The sequence below is a fragment of the Kribbella flavida DSM 17836 genome (genome assembly GCF_000024345.1).
GTDB classification, from domain to species: Bacteria; Actinomycetota; Actinomycetes; order Propionibacteriales; family Kribbellaceae; genus Kribbella; species Kribbella flavida.
On record NC_013729.1, the window covers coordinates 7,212,125 to 7,228,253 of the forward strand.

Below are 16,129 nucleotides of genomic sequence, written 5' to 3' on the forward strand. Positions count from 1 at the left end.
TTGTCACACGGCGGATGACTGGGTTCGAGCGGCTCGGCCCGGTGGAATAGGCGGATGAGCACAGTCCCCATGATCACTCTGGACAACGGTGTCGAGATCCCGCAGCTGGGCCTGGGGGTCTGGCAGGTGGAGAACGGGATCGTCACCGACGTCGTCAAGGCGGCCTTCGACTCCGGCTACCGGCACGTCGACACCGCCGCCGTGTACGGCAACGAAGAGGGAGTCGGCCGCGCGATCGCCGAGTCCGGCCTGCCCCGCGACGAGCTCTTCATCACCACCAAGGTGTGGAACGACGACCAGGGCTACGACTCCACCCTGAAGGCGTTCGGCAAGAGCATCGGCAAGCTCGGCCTGGAGTACGTCGACCTGTACCTGATCCACTGGCAGTCGCTGCAGCGGGACAAGTACGTCGACACCTGGAAGGCGATGGAGCAGCTGTACGCCGACAAGCGGGTGCGCGCGATCGGCGTCTCGAACTTCCACATCCCGGCGCTGCGGCGGCTCTTCGACGAGACCGACCTGCGCCCGGCGGTGAACCAGATCGAGCTGCACCCGGCGCTGCCGCAGGACGAGCTGCGCGCCTTCCACGCCGAGAACGACATCGTCACCCAGGCCTGGAGCCCGCTGGCCTCCGGCGAGCTGATCGGCCACCCGGTGCTGAAGCAGCTCGGCGACAAGCACGGCAAGTCGCCGGCCCAGGTGATGATCCGCTGGCACCTGCAGCTCGGCAACGTGGTGATCCCGAAGTCGAAGACCCCGAGCCGGATCGTGGAGAACATCGACGTCTTCGACTTCACCCTGGACAACGAGGACATGGCCGCGATCGCCGACCTGGAGACGGGTCAGCGCACCGGCGGCGACCCCGACGTCTTCGGCTGACCGTCTAACGGGACCGTGAACACCTTCCGGGGACCCCGCACACGTTTCAGCGTGGGCGAAGTCCCGGGTTCCTGTTCACGGTCCCAGCTGCAGGAAGCGCTGCAGGACAGGTGACCGGTTGTCCGGCGACCATGCCAGGGACAGTTCCCACGGCGGCAGGTCGTCGGACAGCTCGCGGTACACCACCGCCTCGGGATCGGTGCGCGGCGTCGGCGCGATGAGCAGTGACACGCCCAGCCCGGCGGCGACCAGCGAGACGATCGTCTGCACGTCGGCGGCGGCCTGGGTGATCGACGGCGTGAACCCGGCGTCGCGGCAGTAGCCGACGATCCGGTCGTGCACCGCCGGGCCGCTCGGGCGGGTGTAGAAGACGAAGTCCTCGGCGGCCAGTTCCGCCAGCCGGATCCGGCGCCGGCGCGCCAGCGGATGCTTCGCCGGCAGGACGGCGACCAGCGGGTCGCGGGACACGACGCGCGACGCCAGCCCTTCGGCCGGCTTCGTGTCGCCCAGCTGCGTCCCGGGCTCCGGCAGCCGGAGCAGGCCGACGTCGATCCGGCCGTCCTTGAGCGCCTCCACCTGCCGCAGCGTCGTCATCGTCTCCAGGTCGAGCACCACCTGTGGATGGCTGTCCCGGAACGCGCCGAGCAGCTTCGGCAGTACTTCGAACGTCGCCGACTGCACGAACCGCAGCCGCAACGTCCCCAGCTCACCGCGTTGCGTTCGCTGGGCATCCCGGACGGCGTCGTCAGCCCGGCGGAGCAGGTCGCGCGCATCCGCCAGCAAGCTCTCGCCGGCCGCCGTGAGCACGAACCGCTTGCGGATCCGCGCGAACAGCTCGACGCCGAGGTCCCGTTCCAGCGCGGCGATCTGCCGGCTCAGCGACGGCTGGGTCAGGTGCAGCCGGGTCGCGGCCCGGCCGACGTTCAGTTCCTCCGCCACCACCACGAACGACTGCAACTGCCGAAGTTCCATGGCCCGATCATGCACCACAAGCATGAAGTATCGCCAGAAGTTTCATTGGACGCATCAACCCGGCCGAACCTACCGTCGAAGGGACGAAAGGAACGACCGTGTACTTCTTTCCCATCACCGTCATGGACAAGGTCCGCCGCGAGAGCCACTCCGCCTGGCCGAACGCTCCCGTCGTACCGCACGAGCAGCCGCGGTCCCGGCGTACGCTGCGCACCCTGATCCGTTCCCGCCGGCACTCGCCGCGGCACGCCGTGTGCCAAGCTGAGAGCCGTGATCGAAGTGCGCAGGCTGCGGGTACTGCGGGCGCTTGCTGACCACGGCACCGTGACGGCGGCCGCCGAGGTCCTGCACCTCACCCCGTCGGCCGTCTCCCAGCAACTGGCCGCCCTCGAGTCCGAGGTCGGCCAGGAACTGCTCGAACGCCGCGGCCGCCGGGTCGCGATCACCTCCGCCGGCCGTCTGCTGCTCAGCCACGCCGACACCATCCTCACCGAGGTCGAACGCGCCGAGGACGCGATGCGCCTGCACGCCGACGGCGCCACCGGTGAACTGCGCGTCGCCGCCTTCGCCACCGCCATCAGCCTCCTGGTCGCCCCGTCCCTGGCCCGCCTCCGCGAAACCACCCCCGGCCTCCGCCTCGTCGTCCGCGACGCCGAGGGCCATCAGGCCGTCACCCAGCTTCTCGACGGCGACGTCGACCTGGCCGTCACCGTCGAGCACCGCGGTTCCCCCCGCGCCGCCGACGACGACCGCCTCACCCTCACCCCGCTGTACGCCGAACCGTTCGTCGCCGTTCTTCCCCCGGACCACCCCGCGGCCGCCACCACCGCCGTCGACCTGGCCACCCTGGCCGCCGACGACTGGGTGATGACGTCGGTCGGCAACCCGATCCGCGACGTCGTCCTGCTCGCCTGCGAACAGGCCGGCTTCCGCCCCCACATCGCCCACACCTCCGACGACTTCCGCGCCGTCGCCGCCCTGGTCGCCGCCAACGCCGGCGTCTCCCTGATCCCCCGCCTCGCCGTCCGCGACACCTTCCGCGGCCCCGCCCTGATCCGCCCCGTCCAGCCCCCCACCCCCACCCGCCGAGTCTTCGCCGCCGTCCGCCGAGCCCGCGCCGACCACCCCCTGATCACTACCACCCTCAAAACCCTCACCGAAACCGCGGCGCACCTACCGTTGGACAGCTGAACTGGCGCCTCCGCCCTGGTCGCCGCCGTCGAGACCGGCCAGCAGTGCGCGGACCTCATCGGCAGCCGGTGCCGCGATTCGGTCGTAGAGCGTCGCGGCTCGCTGCCATTCGTCGCGGGCCTGATCATGGTTGCCCAGCGCGGCGTGGGCGCGGCCGAGTTCGTGGTGCGCCATCGGCTCTCTGCCCTCGGCGGGGCACTCCGCCGCCAGCTTCCCCGCGATCGTGAACGCCTCGATCGCGTCGGCATGGTGGTCGAGTGCAAGCCACACCCGGCCCAGGTAGAGGTACAGGTCGATTCCTACGACGCCGGTCTCGTTACCCTGGGCCGCTTCCAGGCCGTCGGTCAGCACCTCGACCGCCGTGTCGAACTGGCCGCTCTCCGCCAAGGACCAGCCGATCTGACTGAGATACATGGCGCGCGCGGGCCCGGGCGTTGTCGCGATCAGTTGCGTAGCTCGTTCGAACGCACTCCGTTGGCGGTCGATGTCACCGAGTCCGCCCGCCGACGTACCGACGACCAGGTGGGCGAGCGGCACCGCCCGGGGACTGCCTGCCTCCGGTGCCAGCGCGAGCGCGCGTTCGGCGTACTCAATGGCCGCCGCCGGCTCGCTGGCGCGGCCGAGGAAGTACGACAAGTCGATCAAGAAGTTGGTCATCGCCAAGACGTCTCCGCGAGCTTCCACCAGCGGCAGCGCTCGACGGTGCAGAGCGGCCGCCTGCTCGTACTGCGCCATAGCCGCGTTCATCTGCCCGAGTGCGACGAGAAGGTGCATGGTGAGTTCGTCAGGGTCCTCGTCGGTGAGGCGTTCGACCACCGCCTGGAGTGCGTCGCGTGGCTCAGCGAATCTCATTCGCAACGACGAGAAGCGGCGCAGCCCGAGGGCTATCGACGCGACGAGGTGACGCTCGCCCGGCCAAGTGGCCGCAGCAGCCCGGACGAGCCGAACCATGTTCGCAAGCTCGGACTCCAGCCAAGCAGCGGCTTCACCGAGGTCCGTGACTTCCTCTGCGCCTGAGGCAATGGCATAGCTGCGCAGCTTCTCGCCGCGAAGCTTCTCCAGGCGCCAGAGCATCGCGGCGTACTGAGCCAGCTCACGGTGCTGAGCTCCCGCAAGGTCCGTGGGCGTCAAGCTGACCTTCGCCTGTTCACGTCCGACGGCGCGGACAAGGTCGTGCATGCGGTACCGATGGAGAGCCGGCGTCTCCAGGAGCTGAATGTCGACCAGTCGCTCGAGGACCTCCTCGGTGCGCTGCAGTGGGAGTTCCAGGACAGCGGATGCCACCCGCAACGAGAAATGGTTGCCGTCGAGCAGGGACAGCCACGGAAAAGCTTGCGCGGCCGCGAGATCGAGCGGCTGGTCTGCGGCGATCAGCGCACCGATGGACACCGCGATGCTCGCCCGGACGCTGGCCTGCGGCCCGTCGAGAAGCCCAAGCCGATCGGCGTCACCGGTCAGCCTCTCAGCCAGGCCGCCCAGCGTGCCGGCACCGTCGGAGGAACCGCGGACTTGGCCACCGGCGATCCTGATCGCCAACGGCAGATGGCCGCAGCGCTGCACGATCCGTCGCGCGTCGTTCGGCGCCGCTTCAACCCACTCCGGCCCGACCACCTCACCAAGCAACTGCAGGGCTTCGTGCTCTGTCAGCAAGTCGAGATCGACGTGCCGTACCCCCGGGAGAGCGGTGAGGCGCCGCCGGCTGGTGATCACGACTGCGGAGCTCGGAGTGCCAGGAAGCAGAGGTGTCACCTGCTCGATCCCGGCCGCGTCATCAAGCACCACCAGCATGCGCCGACCAGCCATCGCCGTACGGAATCGCGCGGCAGCGATCCGCTCGTCCTGAGGGTCCCCGCTCGGCGGTACCCCGAGGCCTAGAAGCAAAGCCGCCAACGCATCGACCGGCCTCACGGGGTCACGGCCGCCGCCACGCAGGTTCAGGTAGAGCTGGCCGTCCGGAAACACGTCGGCGACCCGGTGGGCGGCCTGAACCGCGAGGGTGGTTTTGCCGATGCCGGCCATGCCGCCGATGGCGGAGATGACGATGCCGGGGGCGGCGGCGTGGGGTGCGCGGAGCAGGGCGACGAGGGTGTCGAGCTCAGTGGTGCGGCCGGTGAAGTCGGTGATGGGAGGTGGGAGCTGGCGCGGTACGGCGGACGCGGGGTCGCCGGCTTTGGGGCGGTGGGCGGCGGTGGTGAGGCGATGACGGTCTTCGGGGGACAAAGACAGCGCGTCGGCGAGCTGGGCGACGGTGGTCGGGCGGGGGTACTGGCGGCGGCCGCCCTCCAAGGCGCCGATGGCTTGCGGGCTGAGGCCTGAGCGTTCGGCGAGGCGTTCCTGGGTGAGGCCGGCGGTGGTGCGCAGGTGGCGGAGGAGGTGGGCGAAGGGCGGGGTGCTCACCGGCACCATCCTGGGGGTGGGGTACGTGAGCCGCAATCAGTGTGCGAGCCGGACCCGAGCCATGCTGCCGATCAGGCGCGGTTGGCGTCGTACTCCGTGCGGGCGGTGAGGACGTCGGGGACCTTGGACTCGACCCAGCGGGTCAGGGCGCGGACGTGGGTGGCCGCCTCGCGACCGAGCGGGGTGAGGGAGTAGTCGACGCGGGGTGGGATGACCGGTTGGGCCTCGCGGTGGACCAAGCCGTCGCGTTCCAGGGCCTGGAGGGTCTGGGCCAGCATCTTCTCGCTGACGCCGCCGATGTGGCGGCGGAGCTCGCTGAAGCGGTACGAGCGGTCGAGCAGAGCCACCAGCGCCAGGACGCCCCAGCGGCTGGTGACGTGCTCGAAGATCGGGCGGGACGGGCAGTCCACCCGGTACACGCTCGGGGCCAGAACCATCACAGATCACCTCGCTACTTACGTTGAGACCAGTACCTTACCTTGAAGTGGGTACTGCCCTCAGGACAGTACCCCCCTTACGGTTAGTGCCTGCTAGCACTCATCGTCGCGAGAAAAGAGAAGCATGAGCATCGTCGTCACCGGCGCCACCGGACAGCTCGGCCGGCTGGTCGTCGCGGACTTGCTGGCCGCGGGCGTTCCGGCGTCCGGCCTCACAGCCGTCGCGCGCAGCAAGGAGAAGGCGGCAGACCTGATCGAGCAGGGCGTGCAGGTCGCGATCGCGGACTACGACCAGCCGGACACCTTGAACGGTGTCTTGCAGGCCGGGGACCGGGTCCTGCTGATCTCCGGCAACGAGCTGGGGCGCCGGATTCCGCAACACCAGGCGGTGATCGACGCGGCGAAGGCGGCCGGGGTGGCCCAACTCGCGTACACCGGGATCTTCGGTGGCCCGAAAGCCGAGTTCCGGCTCGCAGCCGACCACCGCGGGACCGAGCAGCTGATCCTCGATTCAGGGCTGCCGTACACGTTCCTGCGCAACAACTGGTACACCGAAGTCTCGACCACCGACCTGGCCGGCATCGTCGAGCGCGGCGCGATCGTCAACGGTGTCGCCGCCGACGGCCGACTCGCCACCGCGGCGCGGGCGGACTATGCGGCGGCCGCCGCCGCGGTGCTGACCGGCGACGGGCACCTGAACACGGCGTACGAGCTGAGTGGCGACGCGGCCTGGACGTACGGCGAGTTCGCCGCCGAGCTGAGCCGGCAGAGCGGCAAGCCGGTCGTGCACCGGACGATCAGCCGCGCCGAGAACAAGGCCATGCTGGTCAGCGTCGGACTGCCCGAAGGGTTCGCGGACGTGCTGGCCGACGTCGACGAGGCGATCAGCAACGGCGTGCTCGCCGGGACTCCCGGCGATCTGTCCCGGCTCATCGGCCGCCCGACCACCCCGCTGGCCACGTCGATCGCGGACGCGCTCGCGAAGGCCTGACGCTCCGGCCGACCGACGCAGACAAAACCAGAGCTGGGCGGCGACCAACCTGGACGTCGCCCAGCCCGCCGCCGTCGCGACCCGTCAGAACGGCATCCTCACTCCTGCACGCCTTCATGAAGCACCGCGGCGCCCACTCGCCGGGAGCCGAGCCTCCACAGAGCGATGCCGTAGGCAACCAACCAGACCACCCAGAGCAGCCACCCGGCGAGACCGATCAGGCCGAGAGGCCCGCTCCGGTCGATCACCAGCGGCGTCAGGATCGCGGAGCCGAACGTCAGGGTCGCCGCGATCAGGCCGACCGTGTAGTGCCATCGCCGGATCAGGCCACACCGCAGGCCGGCGACGGACAGGCCGGTCAGGGCGAGCGCCAGGAAAGTGCCGTTGATCGTGAGCAGCGCATCCTGCAGCGGCCACAGCGCGGCGGCCTGGTCCGGCTGCTGCACCAACGCCAGGCGCACGGCGATAACGCCGACGAACACCGCCGTCTGAAGCAGCAGGCCGGCGGCCCCCACCACGGACCATGCCTCGTTCCGGCGACGCTCCTGGGGCCACAGGACCGCGAACGCACCCGCCGCGAACAGCACGATGCAGAACCAGGCGATCGGCGTGAGCGCCGACGACAGGTCGACCAAGCCGCCGTGGTCGGCGAGGAACGCCGCCGCTTCGGCAACATCCGCCCCGGGTGTCGGAAACCCGGCGGGAACAACGAGCAGATTGGCCACGACGATGGTCGCGGCGAACCCGATCGCGCCCAGGCCGCCGATGCGGGTGAATTGCCGTGTCATGTATTGAATATAGCAGGCGTAAAACGAAAAAAGGAAGGCCGCGACGGCGGTGACCCCCTCCCCCGGCTGCTGCTCACCGACCGCGTCGGCTGACGGCCGGCAGAACAAGGGGGATCCGCGGTCGCCCGCGGATCCCCCTTCCCCCAGGTGCGTGGGTCAGCCCAGGTGGGCCGCCGCGGACCGCGCGATCCGCTCGAAGTTCGCCGGCTTGATCCCCGGCCCCATCTCGCGGAACGCCAGCACCGAGACGACCGCGCCGCGCCGGGTGACCGCGTACGGGAAGCCGCCGGCCTCGCTGCCCGGGTCCGACGGCAGCGGGTAGTCGTACCAGCGCACGATCCGGGTCGCGTCGCCGAGCGCGAGTGTCCGGTCCTCGGTGATCTTGTGCGCGTGCGTCGGCGCCGGGCGCGCGGCCGTGCAGGACCGGATCGTCTTGACGATCCGGTCGTACGCCGCGGTGGCGGCCTGCGCGTCCTGGTACCGCGTCAGCCACTGCCCGCCGGACGCGTCGAGATCGTTGGCGTAGTTCCGGTTGAGCGAACCGAGCACGCCCTGCCCGCGGGTCGACGCGCGACCGCAGATCGGCGTACTGGCGCTGCCGTTGGTGGCGGCCCAGTTCCGCTTCGGGTCCGCCTCGGCGAGCTCGGCGCCGGGAAGCAGCATCGCGGGCGTCAGCCGCGCCGGCTTCACCGGCGTCGGCGTCTCGACCGGCCGGCCGGGACTCTTCGTCGGGGTCGCCGACGGCGAAGCCGAGTCGGAAACCGACGGCGTCGGCGCGGGCGTTTCGACCGGCGTACTGCTCGGCGTTTCGGACGGCGCACTGCTCGGCGTGCCGGACGGCGTGGTCGAGGCCCCGGCGCCCGGCTGCTCATTGCCGCAGGCCCCGAGGACCAGCGCCAGCGTCGCGATCCCGGCCGCGCCGGCCAGGCGTGTGTGTTGCCATCCCCCTGCGGTCATGTTCCCAACCTTCTCTGGTCGCGCTGTCTCGTCCTGATGGACGCTGGCGAGCAGCATTTGGTTGGGACGGCGAAGCCGGCCCGGTCGGGTGTTTCAGTTCGCGATCAGCGTCCTGAGCTCGGCGACGACCGCCGCGTGGTCGGAGGGCCAGACGCCGTCGACCGGCGCCGCGCCGGTACGCCGTACTGCGGTGACGTGGCCGGCGCCGTTCCGGCCGGGCACGCCGACGTGGATGTAGTCGACGCGGGCGCTCGGCGTGAAGGTGGCGGCGACATGGGGGTTGGCGGTGTCCCAGGTCGCGGCGGGTTGGCCCGGCTCGGCGTACTCCCAGGCGTCGATCAGGACCAGGCCGGGCACGGCGGGCGCCGTACGGACGCCGCTGAAGAGGCGGAGCTCGTCGGAGTCGGGCAGGGCGTTGAAGTCGCCGGTGATCACCGGCGGGTGGGCGGCGCGGGAGTGCTCGGCGACGAACCCGGCGAGGGCGCGAACTTGCTCGCAGCGGATCGCGGAGGCGGTGATCGGCGCCTCGAGATGCGTGGTGAAGAAGGGGACCCCGCCCGTGGACGCGAAGAGGGCCGACCGTTGCTCGGGGCCGGGAAGCTCCAGGACCGCGCGGTCGTCGATCGGCCGGCGGCTGAGAATGGCGTTGCCAATAGCAACCGATCGGTCACCGAGGCGTCGTTGCCAGGGTTCGGGATTCGCGAGTGGCTCGAAAGTCCAGTGCAGGCCCAGCTCGCTGGCGAGCTGCGCCGCCTGGTTGTCGTTGCCCTGGGCCCAGACTTCCTGGAGGCCGATCAGGTCGGCGTCAGCCTCGCGCAGTACGGTCAGGATGGCGTCCGCGCGGCGCTGCCAGGGGCCGAAGCGCCACCAGACGTTCCAGGTGAGGACCCGCACTCAGCGGCGGCGGCCGTCGAGGCCGATGGTGGAGGCCCGGGCGATCAGCGTGCGCGGGACGAAGCGGACTCCGGCCACGACCGCCTTGTACCGCCAGCTCGGGACGGAGACCGACTTGCCGCGCATCAGGTCGGACCAGGCCGCCTCGACCAGGTCGGTCGCGTCCAGCCACAGGAACGACGGCACGATCGTCTTCTCCATGCCCATCCGCTGGTGGAACTCGGTGTGCACGAAACCGGGGCACAGCGCCATCACCGCGACGCCCTTGGCGTGCAGCTCGATCGCCAGGCCGCTGGAGAAGTTCGTCACCCAGGACTTGTGCGCGCTGTAGGTCCCGCGGGCCATGAACCCGGCCACCGAGGACACGTTCACCACCGCGCCGGAGCCGCGCTCGATCATCGGCCGCACCGCCGCGTGCGTCAGCCGCAGCACCACCCTCACCAGCAGGTCGAGCTGGCGCTCCTCCTGCTCGATCGTGTTCGCCCAGAACGGCTTCTTCTGGCCGAAGCCGGCGTTGTTCACCAGCACCTCGATCGGCCCCTCGGCGAACCGCCGCTCCACCCTGGCCAGCTGCTCGCGATCGGTCAGGTCGGCCGCCAGCACCTCGCAGGCGACGCCGTACAGCCCGGTGATCTCGGCCGAGACCTCCCGGAGCCGCTGCTCGTCGCGCGCCACCAGGACCAGGTCGTAGCCTTCCCGCGCCAGCTTCTCCGCGAAGGCCCGCCCGATCCCCGCCGTCGCCCCAGTGATCAACGCAGTCGCCACGACAACCCTTCCGTCGGTCAGTCCGCCCAGTCTGTCACTACCCTGGCCCGATGAGCCGCCAACCCGACACCTGGGTGTTCGATCTCGACAACACGCTCTACCCGCCCACCACCGGTTTGGCGGACCAGATCAACGCCCACATCCGCGCCTACCTGTGCACCTTGTACGGCACCGACGAGACCGGTGCCCGGCACCTGCAGGCGCAGCTGGTCGCCGACCACGGAACCACCTTGCGCGGCCTGATGGCGACCCGCGGCATCGATCCGCACGACTACCTGAGCTTCGAACGCTCCCTCGACTACGGCGTCCTCACGCCGAACGCCGACCTGGCGGCAGCGCTCCGCGCACTGCCCGGCCGCCGGCTCGTGTTCACCAACGGTACGGCGTACCACGCCGAGCAGGCGTTGCAACGGCTCGGGCTGACACGCTGCTTCGACGGCGTGTTCGACATCCTGGCCGGGCAACTCCTGCCGAAGCCGTTCCCCGAGAGCTACCAGCGGTTCCTCACCGCCTTCTCGGTCGAGCCGGCCCGGGCGGTGTTCTTCGACGACCTGCCGGTGAACCTGACCGTTCCCGAGCAGCTGGGGATGGCGACGGTCTGGGTGCACGGACCACCGGGACCCGGGCCGGCGCCGTACGAGGTGCTGGGGGCGCGGCGCCGGCGGGTGTGGGACCTGGTGGGGTTCCTTCACTCCTTGACGGCGCCGGCGGTCAAGCCCTGGACGATGTAGCGGCTGGCGAAGGCGAACAGGATCATCGTCGGCACGATCGACAGCACGGCGGCGGCCGACATCGAGCCCCAGTCGATGTTGTAGCTGGAGATGAAGCCGTTCAGGGCGGCCGGCACGGTCTTGTTGCTGTCGCTGTTGAGCAGGGTGACGGACAGGAACAGCTCGTTCCAGCAGTTCACGAAGTTGAAGATGAACGACGCCGCGATGCCGGGCGTCATCACCGGCACCAGCACCCGGAACAGCGCCGAGAACCGCGAGCACCCGTCCACCATCGCCGCCTCCTCCAGCGACGCCGGCACGTTCTCGAAGAAGCCGCGCAGCATCACCGTGCAGAGCGGGATCGAGATTGCGACGTACACCAGCACCAGGCCGAAGCGGCTGTCGACGAGGTACAGCCGGGTCATCAGGATGTAGAGCGACCCGAGCGCGATGAAGCCCGGAATCATCTGGGTGACCAGGAACGCGCCCATCACCGCACCCTTGGAGACGAACTCGAACCGGGCCAGCACGTACGCCGCCAGCAGCGACACCACCGTCGCCAGCGCGGCCGCGACCAGCGACACGATCAGGCTGTTGCCGAGGAACACCGCGAAGTTCGACTGCTCGAACAGCCCACGGTAGTTCTCCAGCGAGAAGTCGCCCGGCCAGTACTTCAGCGGGTAGGCGAAGATCGATCCCGGCTCCTTGAACGACGTCACCAGGATCCAGTACAGCGGGAAGATCGTGAACACCAGGCAGATCCCCAGCCCGGTGAACTTGGCGATCCGTCCCGCGCGGGACTCGTCGAGAATCATCGGGCCACCTTCCGGCCTGGTCGTGCGGTCTTGGGTGTGCGCGGCTTGATCGCGAGCAGGTAGAAGACGGCGAAGACCAGCAGCACGAAGACCACCATCACGCCCATCGCCGAGGCGCGGCCGTAGTCGCCCTCCTGCGTCACCTGGATCATGTACGACGTGACGATGTGCGTCTCGTTCGCGGGACCGCCGCCGGTCATGCCGAAGATCAGCTCGGGCGAGTTGAAGATCCAGATCACCCGCAGCAGCACGGTCAGCGCCAGCGTGGTCCGGATCGACGGGATCGTGATGCTGAACAGCGTGCGGACCTTGCCGGCCCCGTCGATCGCGGACGCCTCGTACAGCTCGTCCGGCACGCCCTGCAGCGCCGCCAGGATCATGATCGCGAAGAAGGTGACGCCGTACCAGATGTTCGCCACGATGACCGCGATCATCGCGTACCGGGCGTCGGCCAGCCACGGCACCGGGGTGTCGATCAGCTGCGCCTTCATCAGCAGGTCGTTGACCACGCCGAACTCGCCGTTGAACATCCAGCGGAACAGGATGCCGATCAGGAAGCCCGACACCGCCCACGGGAAGAACACCAGCGCCTGGTACGTGCCGCGGAAGCGGAACTTCCGCCGCAGCCACAGCGCCACCGTGAAGCCGATCAGGAACTGCGGCACCAGCGAGCCGACCACCCAGACCAGAGAGTTCGTCACCGTGCCGCGGAACATCTCGTCGCCGAGCAGGGTCCGGAAGTTCTCCAGCCCGACCCAGGAGGTGTCGGACAGGTCGTTCAGGTTGTAGTTGCGGAAGGCCATCGAGATGCCGTTCAGCAACGGGTAGTAGGTGAACACGCCCACGAACAGGATCGCCGGCAGCATGAAGGCGAACAGCACCAGCGCCGTCCGGCCGGTGAACCGGCGCCGCCGTCCGGCCGGGGGCCGCGAGTCCGTCGTCCGACGGGTGCTCGCGGCCGGCCGGGTCTCAGTCACAGCCATGAATCAGTTCCCGGCCCACTTCTTGGTCCAGTACTCGTCCCAGCTCTTCAGGATCTCGGCGGGCTGGGCCTTGCCGGTGATCAGCTTCTGGACGTCGGCGTCGGCCTTGTTGCCCCACTCGGTCGACCACGGCACACCGCGCGGCTGGGTGACCACGACGTAGGTGTCCGGCGAGGAGTTCATCGCGACGTACGACGCCCACGGGCCGTCCTTGAAGAACGGGTCCTCGGCGGCCGCCTTGAGGATCGGGACCAGGCTGTTCTCCTTGGAGAACGTCATCGCCGCGTCACCCGAGGTCAGGAACTTGACCAGCTTGACCGCCTCGGCCTTGTGCTGGCTGCCCTCGGCGACGCCCCAGCCCGCGTTGGCCAGCGGCTGGGCCGCCTTGCCGGTCGGACCGACGGGCAGCGGGGCGGTGCCCCACTGGTCCTCCTTGATCGTCTTGGACTCGCGCACGGTCGCGATCACCTCCGGGTCCTGGAGCAGGAACCCGGTGGTGCCGGAGGTGAAGCCCTGCACCATCTCCGGGTAGCCCCAGCTGACCGAGGACGGCGGGGAGGCGTTCTTGAACAGGTCGACGTACAGGTTCAGCGCGTCGACCGCCTTCGGCGAGGAGAAGATCGTCTTGCCGTTGGTGAGCTTGAACGCGTTGTCCTTGTTGATGTCGTCGATCACGTAGCCGGAGATCACCGCGATCGCGTTGCCGGCACCGCCGAGACCGCCGCGGAACGAGTACCCGTACCGGTTCTTGGCCGGGTCGTTGATCTTCTTCGCCTGCTCGACCATCTCGGCCCAGCTCTTCGGCGGACCGGCGAAACCGGCCTCCTTGACCAGGTCCTTGCGGTAGAACAGCGACAGCCCGTAGAAGCCGTACGGGACCATGTACGACTTGCCGCCCTGCTGGGTGACCTGGAGCGCGTTCGGGGTGAGCGCGTCGAGGCCCTCCCAGCCCTTGAGGTCGGGGGCCATGTCGTAGATCCACTTGTTCGTGGAGAACGGCCCGACGGTGGTGTCGCGGACCTCGAGCACGTCGACGCCCTTGCCGGACTGCAGCATCTGCTGGATCTTCTGGTCCGCCTGGTTGGTCGGCGGCGAGATCAGCTGGACCTTGACGCCGTCGTTGGCGGCCTCGAAGTCCGCGATCAGCTTCTTCAGCAGCGCGGTGCGGCTCGGGTTGGTCAGGCTCTCGACCATCTGGAGCTTGACCTCACCGCCGCTCTGGGCCTTTTCCGCGGGGCCGGGCCCGCACGCCGTCAGCGCCAGCGTGGCGGCGGCCAGCGCGGCGGTGAGAGGTGCAAGCATCTGTCGGTGACGCATGGCGCTTCTCCTCAGGGGATGTGGGCCAGGGGATGGGATTGCTGACGACCGCGGACGTACGCCGTGACATCAGATGAATTGGCCGACCGTTGTCCGCACATTAACCGGATTCGAGCGGGGTGGACAAGAACTTGCCAGAGATGTGACCGTAAGTGGTCTGAGGACTTAACATCAGTATGCCGGTACGGCCTGGTGCCGGACGGCCGGAACGGGAGGAGGCGGCGATGGCGGCGACCGACCGTGCGCTGACCGGTCTGCGGCAGATGATCGCGTCCGGTGAGCTCGGCCCGGGGGCGAAGTTCCCGCCCGAGCCGGAACTGTGCGACCACCTCGGCGTGTCCCGGAGCTCGTTGCGGGAGGCCACCCGGTCCCTGGCCGCGCTCGGGGTGATCGAGTCCCGGCACGGCTCGGGCACCTACGTCTCGGCGCTGGACCCCGCGGAGATCATCAGCCGGTTCTCGCTCTCGGTCGAGCTGATCCCGCTCGAAGGCGTGCTGCAGCTGCTCGAAGTACGACGGATCCTGGAGGCGCACGCGACCGCGGCGGCGGCCGCCCGGCAGGACCCGGAGCTGGCCGACAGGCTCGACGGCATTCTCGACCAGCTGGAGGCGACCACCGACGCGGCCGAGATCCAGGCGCTGGACGCGGAGTTCCACGGCGCGATCTGCGAGGCCGGCGGCAACCCGACGGTGACCGCGCTGACCGGCGTGATCCGCGGCCGCGGCGGCCATTACCGGATCTTCGAGCCAGGCGCCGACTTCGACGCGATCAAGCGGACCAGCGACCTCGGCCACCGAGCGATCCTGTCCGCGATCACCCACCGCGACCCGGCCGCCGCCGCGACCGCCGCGTCCGCCCACATCGCCCAGACCGAGCTCTGGCTGCGAGCCCTCCGCCCCGACCCCCAGGTAGCCCTCCCCACCCCCGACTGACTCCCACTCCCACCCGCTCCCCAACTGAGGGGATAACCCGCCAAATTGTGGGTCTACCGGGGCGTCTGCGGGAGGAGGACCCACAAGGTGGCGGGTTATCCCCTCAGTTGGGGAGCGGGTGGGAGTAGGGGTCAGGCGAGGGCGATGGCGATGATGCCGGCCAGTACGACGGCGCTGCCGACGAGCCGGCGCCGGGCATTGGCCTCGCCGAGCACCAGCCAGGCGGCGAGGCCGCTGAGCACGATGCTGACCTCGCGCGCGGGCGCCACCAGGCTCACCGGAGCGAGCTGCATCGCGAACAGCACCAGCAGGTAAGCCATCGGCGACAGGATCCCGACGACCCAGATCTCGCGCCGGTTCTCCTTCCACAGCAGGCGGAGCTGCTCCGGCCGGCGCAGCACCTGCGGCGCCAGGAACAGGCTCTGCAGCACGGACGCCGCGCCGAAGTAGATCAGCGGCGGCACCGCCAGGGTGGTCACCGAGTAGGCGTCCCACAACGTGTACGCCGCGATCAGCGCGCCGGTCGCCACGCCGTACAGGATTCCGGCCGTGAGACCACCGCGGGCAGATCGTTGCCTCCCGCCACTACTGATGGCGAACACCCCGGCGATGATCAGCGCGGCACCGGCCAGGCCGTACGGTCCCGGCCGTTCGTGCAGCAGCAGCACCGCGAACGTCACGGCCAGCAAGGGCCCGGTCCCCCGCGCGACCGGGTAGACGACGGACAAGTCGCCGACGTCGTACCCGCGTTGCAGCACGAGTCCGTAGCCGATGTGCAGCACGGCGGTCACCAGCGCCGCGACCAGCCACGTCCAGGTCGGCCGCGCGTCCGACACGACCAGCGCGATCACCAGCGCGGGCAGCAGGAGCACGCTCGCCGCGGTGTAGTAGGCCCAGACGAAGGCCGCGCCGCCACGGCGTACACGCTTGGCGGCGAAGTTCCAGCCGGCGTGGAGTACGGCGGCGCCGAGGACGAGGGAGAGAGCGGTGAGGTTCATCGGGACCCTTCCGTTGTCCGCGCACGCGAACAACCAGGTCCTCCAGGCTTTTGCCCCGTCAGATGACCGCCCGGCATCGAGCCGGTCCGGTGGTGCCGCTCGG

16 protein-coding genes are annotated in these 16,129 nt (G+C 69.7%); 5 read left to right on the plus strand and 11 right to left on the minus strand.

Annotation, left to right across the window (positions count from 1 at the left end; translation table 11 throughout):
• Nucleotides 1–54 precede the first annotated feature (54 nt).
• Entirely contained in the window at nucleotides 55–879 is an 825-nt protein-coding gene (locus tag KFLA_RS33490) for an aldo/keto reductase (protein ID WP_012924283.1), read from the plus strand.
• Nucleotides 880–954: 75 nt separating this feature from the next.
• On the opposite strand, the gene KFLA_RS33495 is transcribed toward KFLA_RS33490, so the two are convergent.
• Complete coding sequence (locus KFLA_RS33495; protein WP_012924284.1) at nucleotides 955–1,851, minus strand: LysR family transcriptional regulator; 897 nt, start codon at nucleotides 1,849–1,851, stop codon at nucleotides 955–957.
• Nucleotides 1,852–2,121: 270 nt separating this feature from the next.
• On the opposite strand from KFLA_RS33495, the gene KFLA_RS33500 reads away from it, so the two are divergent.
• Nucleotides 2,122–3,042 (plus strand): LysR family transcriptional regulator, encoded by a 921-nt coding sequence (locus KFLA_RS33500; RefSeq protein WP_041289600.1) that lies wholly within the window; start codon nucleotides 2,122–2,124, stop codon nucleotides 3,040–3,042.
• Here the strand turns inward: KFLA_RS33500 and KFLA_RS36130 are convergent.
• Nucleotides 3,025–5,439, minus strand: a complete 2,415-nt coding sequence (locus tag KFLA_RS36130) for an XRE family transcriptional regulator (protein WP_049797476.1) — start codon at nucleotides 5,437–5,439, stop codon at nucleotides 3,025–3,027. The genes KFLA_RS33500 and KFLA_RS36130 overlap by 18 nt on opposite strands.
• Before the next feature lie 71 nt (nucleotides 5,440–5,510).
• Nucleotides 5,511–5,876: a winged helix-turn-helix transcriptional regulator gene (locus KFLA_RS33510; protein ID WP_012924287.1), complete on the minus strand. Its 366-nt coding sequence runs from the start codon at nucleotides 5,874–5,876 to the stop codon at nucleotides 5,511–5,513.
• Between the two features lie 124 nt (nucleotides 5,877–6,000).
• On the opposite strand from KFLA_RS33510, the gene KFLA_RS33515 reads away from it, so the two are divergent.
• Nucleotides 6,001–6,867: an SDR family oxidoreductase gene (locus KFLA_RS33515; protein WP_012924288.1), complete on the plus strand. Its 867-nt coding sequence runs from the start codon at nucleotides 6,001–6,003 to the stop codon at nucleotides 6,865–6,867.
• Nucleotides 6,868–6,965: 98 nt separating this feature from the next.
• On the opposite strand, the gene KFLA_RS38545 is transcribed toward KFLA_RS33515, so the two are convergent.
• The 4 genes from KFLA_RS38545 to KFLA_RS33535 form a co-directional block, all read right to left on the minus strand.
• The gene (locus tag KFLA_RS38545) at nucleotides 6,966–7,763 is read right to left on the minus strand and encodes a hypothetical protein (protein WP_012924289.1); all 798 of its coding nucleotides are present in this window, start codon (nucleotides 7,761–7,763) and stop codon (nucleotides 6,966–6,968) included.
• A gap of 48 nt (nucleotides 7,764–7,811) precedes the next feature.
• Entirely contained in the window at nucleotides 7,812–8,612 is an 801-nt protein-coding gene (locus KFLA_RS33525) for a superantigen-like protein SSL4 (RefSeq protein WP_012924290.1), read from the minus strand.
• A 93-nt stretch (nucleotides 8,613–8,705) separates the two neighbouring features.
• On the minus strand, nucleotides 8,706–9,506 hold the full coding sequence (locus tag KFLA_RS33530; RefSeq protein WP_012924291.1) for an endonuclease/exonuclease/phosphatase family protein: 801 nt from the start codon (nucleotides 9,504–9,506) through the stop codon (nucleotides 8,706–8,708).
• Nucleotides 9,507–10,271, minus strand: coding sequence for an SDR family NAD(P)-dependent oxidoreductase (locus KFLA_RS33535; RefSeq protein ID WP_012924292.1), 765 nt, complete (start codon nucleotides 10,269–10,271; stop codon nucleotides 9,507–9,509).
• Between the two features lie 50 nt (nucleotides 10,272–10,321).
• On the opposite strand from KFLA_RS33535, the gene KFLA_RS33540 reads away from it, so the two are divergent.
• Nucleotides 10,322–11,002: a pyrimidine 5'-nucleotidase gene (locus tag KFLA_RS33540; RefSeq protein WP_012924293.1), complete on the plus strand. Its 681-nt coding sequence runs from the start codon at nucleotides 10,322–10,324 to the stop codon at nucleotides 11,000–11,002.
• Here KFLA_RS33540 and KFLA_RS33545 read toward each other — a convergent pair.
• Genes KFLA_RS33545 through KFLA_RS33555 form a run of 3 tightly spaced genes read right to left on the minus strand, consistent with a single transcriptional unit; the run spans nucleotide 10,960 to nucleotide 14,096 of the window.
• The gene (locus KFLA_RS33545; RefSeq protein WP_012924294.1) at nucleotides 10,960–11,796 is read right to left on the minus strand and encodes a carbohydrate ABC transporter permease; all 837 of its coding nucleotides are present in this window, start codon (nucleotides 11,794–11,796) and stop codon (nucleotides 10,960–10,962) included. The two genes, KFLA_RS33540 and KFLA_RS33545, sit on opposite strands and share 43 nt — an antisense overlap.
• Nucleotides 11,793–12,779 carry a carbohydrate ABC transporter permease gene (locus KFLA_RS33550; protein WP_012924295.1) on the minus strand — a complete coding sequence of 329 codons (987 nt, stop codon included), beginning with the start codon at nucleotides 12,777–12,779 and terminating at the stop codon, nucleotides 11,793–11,795. The genes KFLA_RS33545 and KFLA_RS33550 overlap by 4 nt, the downstream gene beginning before the upstream one ends.
• Nucleotides 12,780–12,782: 3 nt before the next feature.
• Nucleotides 12,783–14,096 carry an ABC transporter substrate-binding protein gene (locus tag KFLA_RS33555; protein WP_012924296.1) on the minus strand — a complete coding sequence of 438 codons (1,314 nt, stop codon included), beginning with the start codon at nucleotides 14,094–14,096 and terminating at the stop codon, nucleotides 12,783–12,785.
• A 224-nt stretch (nucleotides 14,097–14,320) separates the two neighbouring features.
• Between KFLA_RS33555 and KFLA_RS33560 the strand changes: the two genes are divergently transcribed.
• A complete protein-coding gene (locus tag KFLA_RS33560; protein WP_012924297.1) occupies nucleotides 14,321–15,028 on the plus strand; it encodes a FadR/GntR family transcriptional regulator in 708 nt (235 codons plus the stop codon).
• 131 nt (nucleotides 15,029–15,159) lie between these two features.
• On the opposite strand, the gene KFLA_RS33565 is transcribed toward KFLA_RS33560, so the two are convergent.
• On the minus strand, nucleotides 15,160–16,026 hold the full coding sequence (locus tag KFLA_RS33565; protein WP_012924298.1) for an EamA family transporter: 867 nt from the start codon (nucleotides 16,024–16,026) through the stop codon (nucleotides 15,160–15,162).
• Nucleotides 16,027–16,129 lie beyond the last annotated feature (103 nt).

What these genes read in the sequence shown, in the direction of transcription:
- KFLA_RS33490 (WP_012924283.1), top strand. Translation starts at nt 55, where the DNA reads ATGAGCACAGTCCCCATGATCACTCTGGACAACGGTGTCGAGATCCCG.
- KFLA_RS33495 (WP_012924284.1), bottom strand. Translation starts at nt 1,851, where the DNA reads ATGGAACTTCGGCAGTTGCAGTCGTTCGTGGTGGTGGCGGAGGAACTG.
- KFLA_RS33510 (WP_012924287.1), bottom strand. Translation starts at nt 5,876, where the DNA reads ATGGTTCTGGCCCCGAGCGTGTACCGGGTGGACTGCCCGTCCCGCCCG.
- KFLA_RS33515 (WP_012924288.1), top strand. Translation starts at nt 6,001, where the DNA reads ATGAGCATCGTCGTCACCGGCGCCACCGGACAGCTCGGCCGGCTGGTC.
- KFLA_RS33525 (WP_012924290.1), bottom strand. Translation starts at nt 8,612, where the DNA reads ATGACCGCAGGGGGATGGCAACACACACGCCTGGCCGGCGCGGCCGGG.
- KFLA_RS33540 (WP_012924293.1), top strand. Translation starts at nt 10,322, where the DNA reads ATGAGCCGCCAACCCGACACCTGGGTGTTCGATCTCGACAACACGCTC.
- KFLA_RS33545 (WP_012924294.1), bottom strand. Translation starts at nt 11,796, where the DNA reads ATGATTCTCGACGAGTCCCGCGCGGGACGGATCGCCAAGTTCACCGGG.
- KFLA_RS33550 (WP_012924295.1), bottom strand. Translation starts at nt 12,779, where the DNA reads ATGGCTGTGACTGAGACCCGGCCGGCCGCGAGCACCCGTCGGACGACG.
- KFLA_RS33555 (WP_012924296.1), bottom strand. Translation starts at nt 14,096, where the DNA reads ATGCGTCACCGACAGATGCTTGCACCTCTCACCGCCGCGCTGGCCGCC.
- KFLA_RS33560 (WP_012924297.1), top strand. Translation starts at nt 14,321, where the DNA reads ATGGCGGCGACCGACCGTGCGCTGACCGGTCTGCGGCAGATGATCGCG.
- KFLA_RS33565 (WP_012924298.1), bottom strand. Translation starts at nt 16,026, where the DNA reads ATGAACCTCACCGCTCTCTCCCTCGTCCTCGGCGCCGCCGTACTCCAC.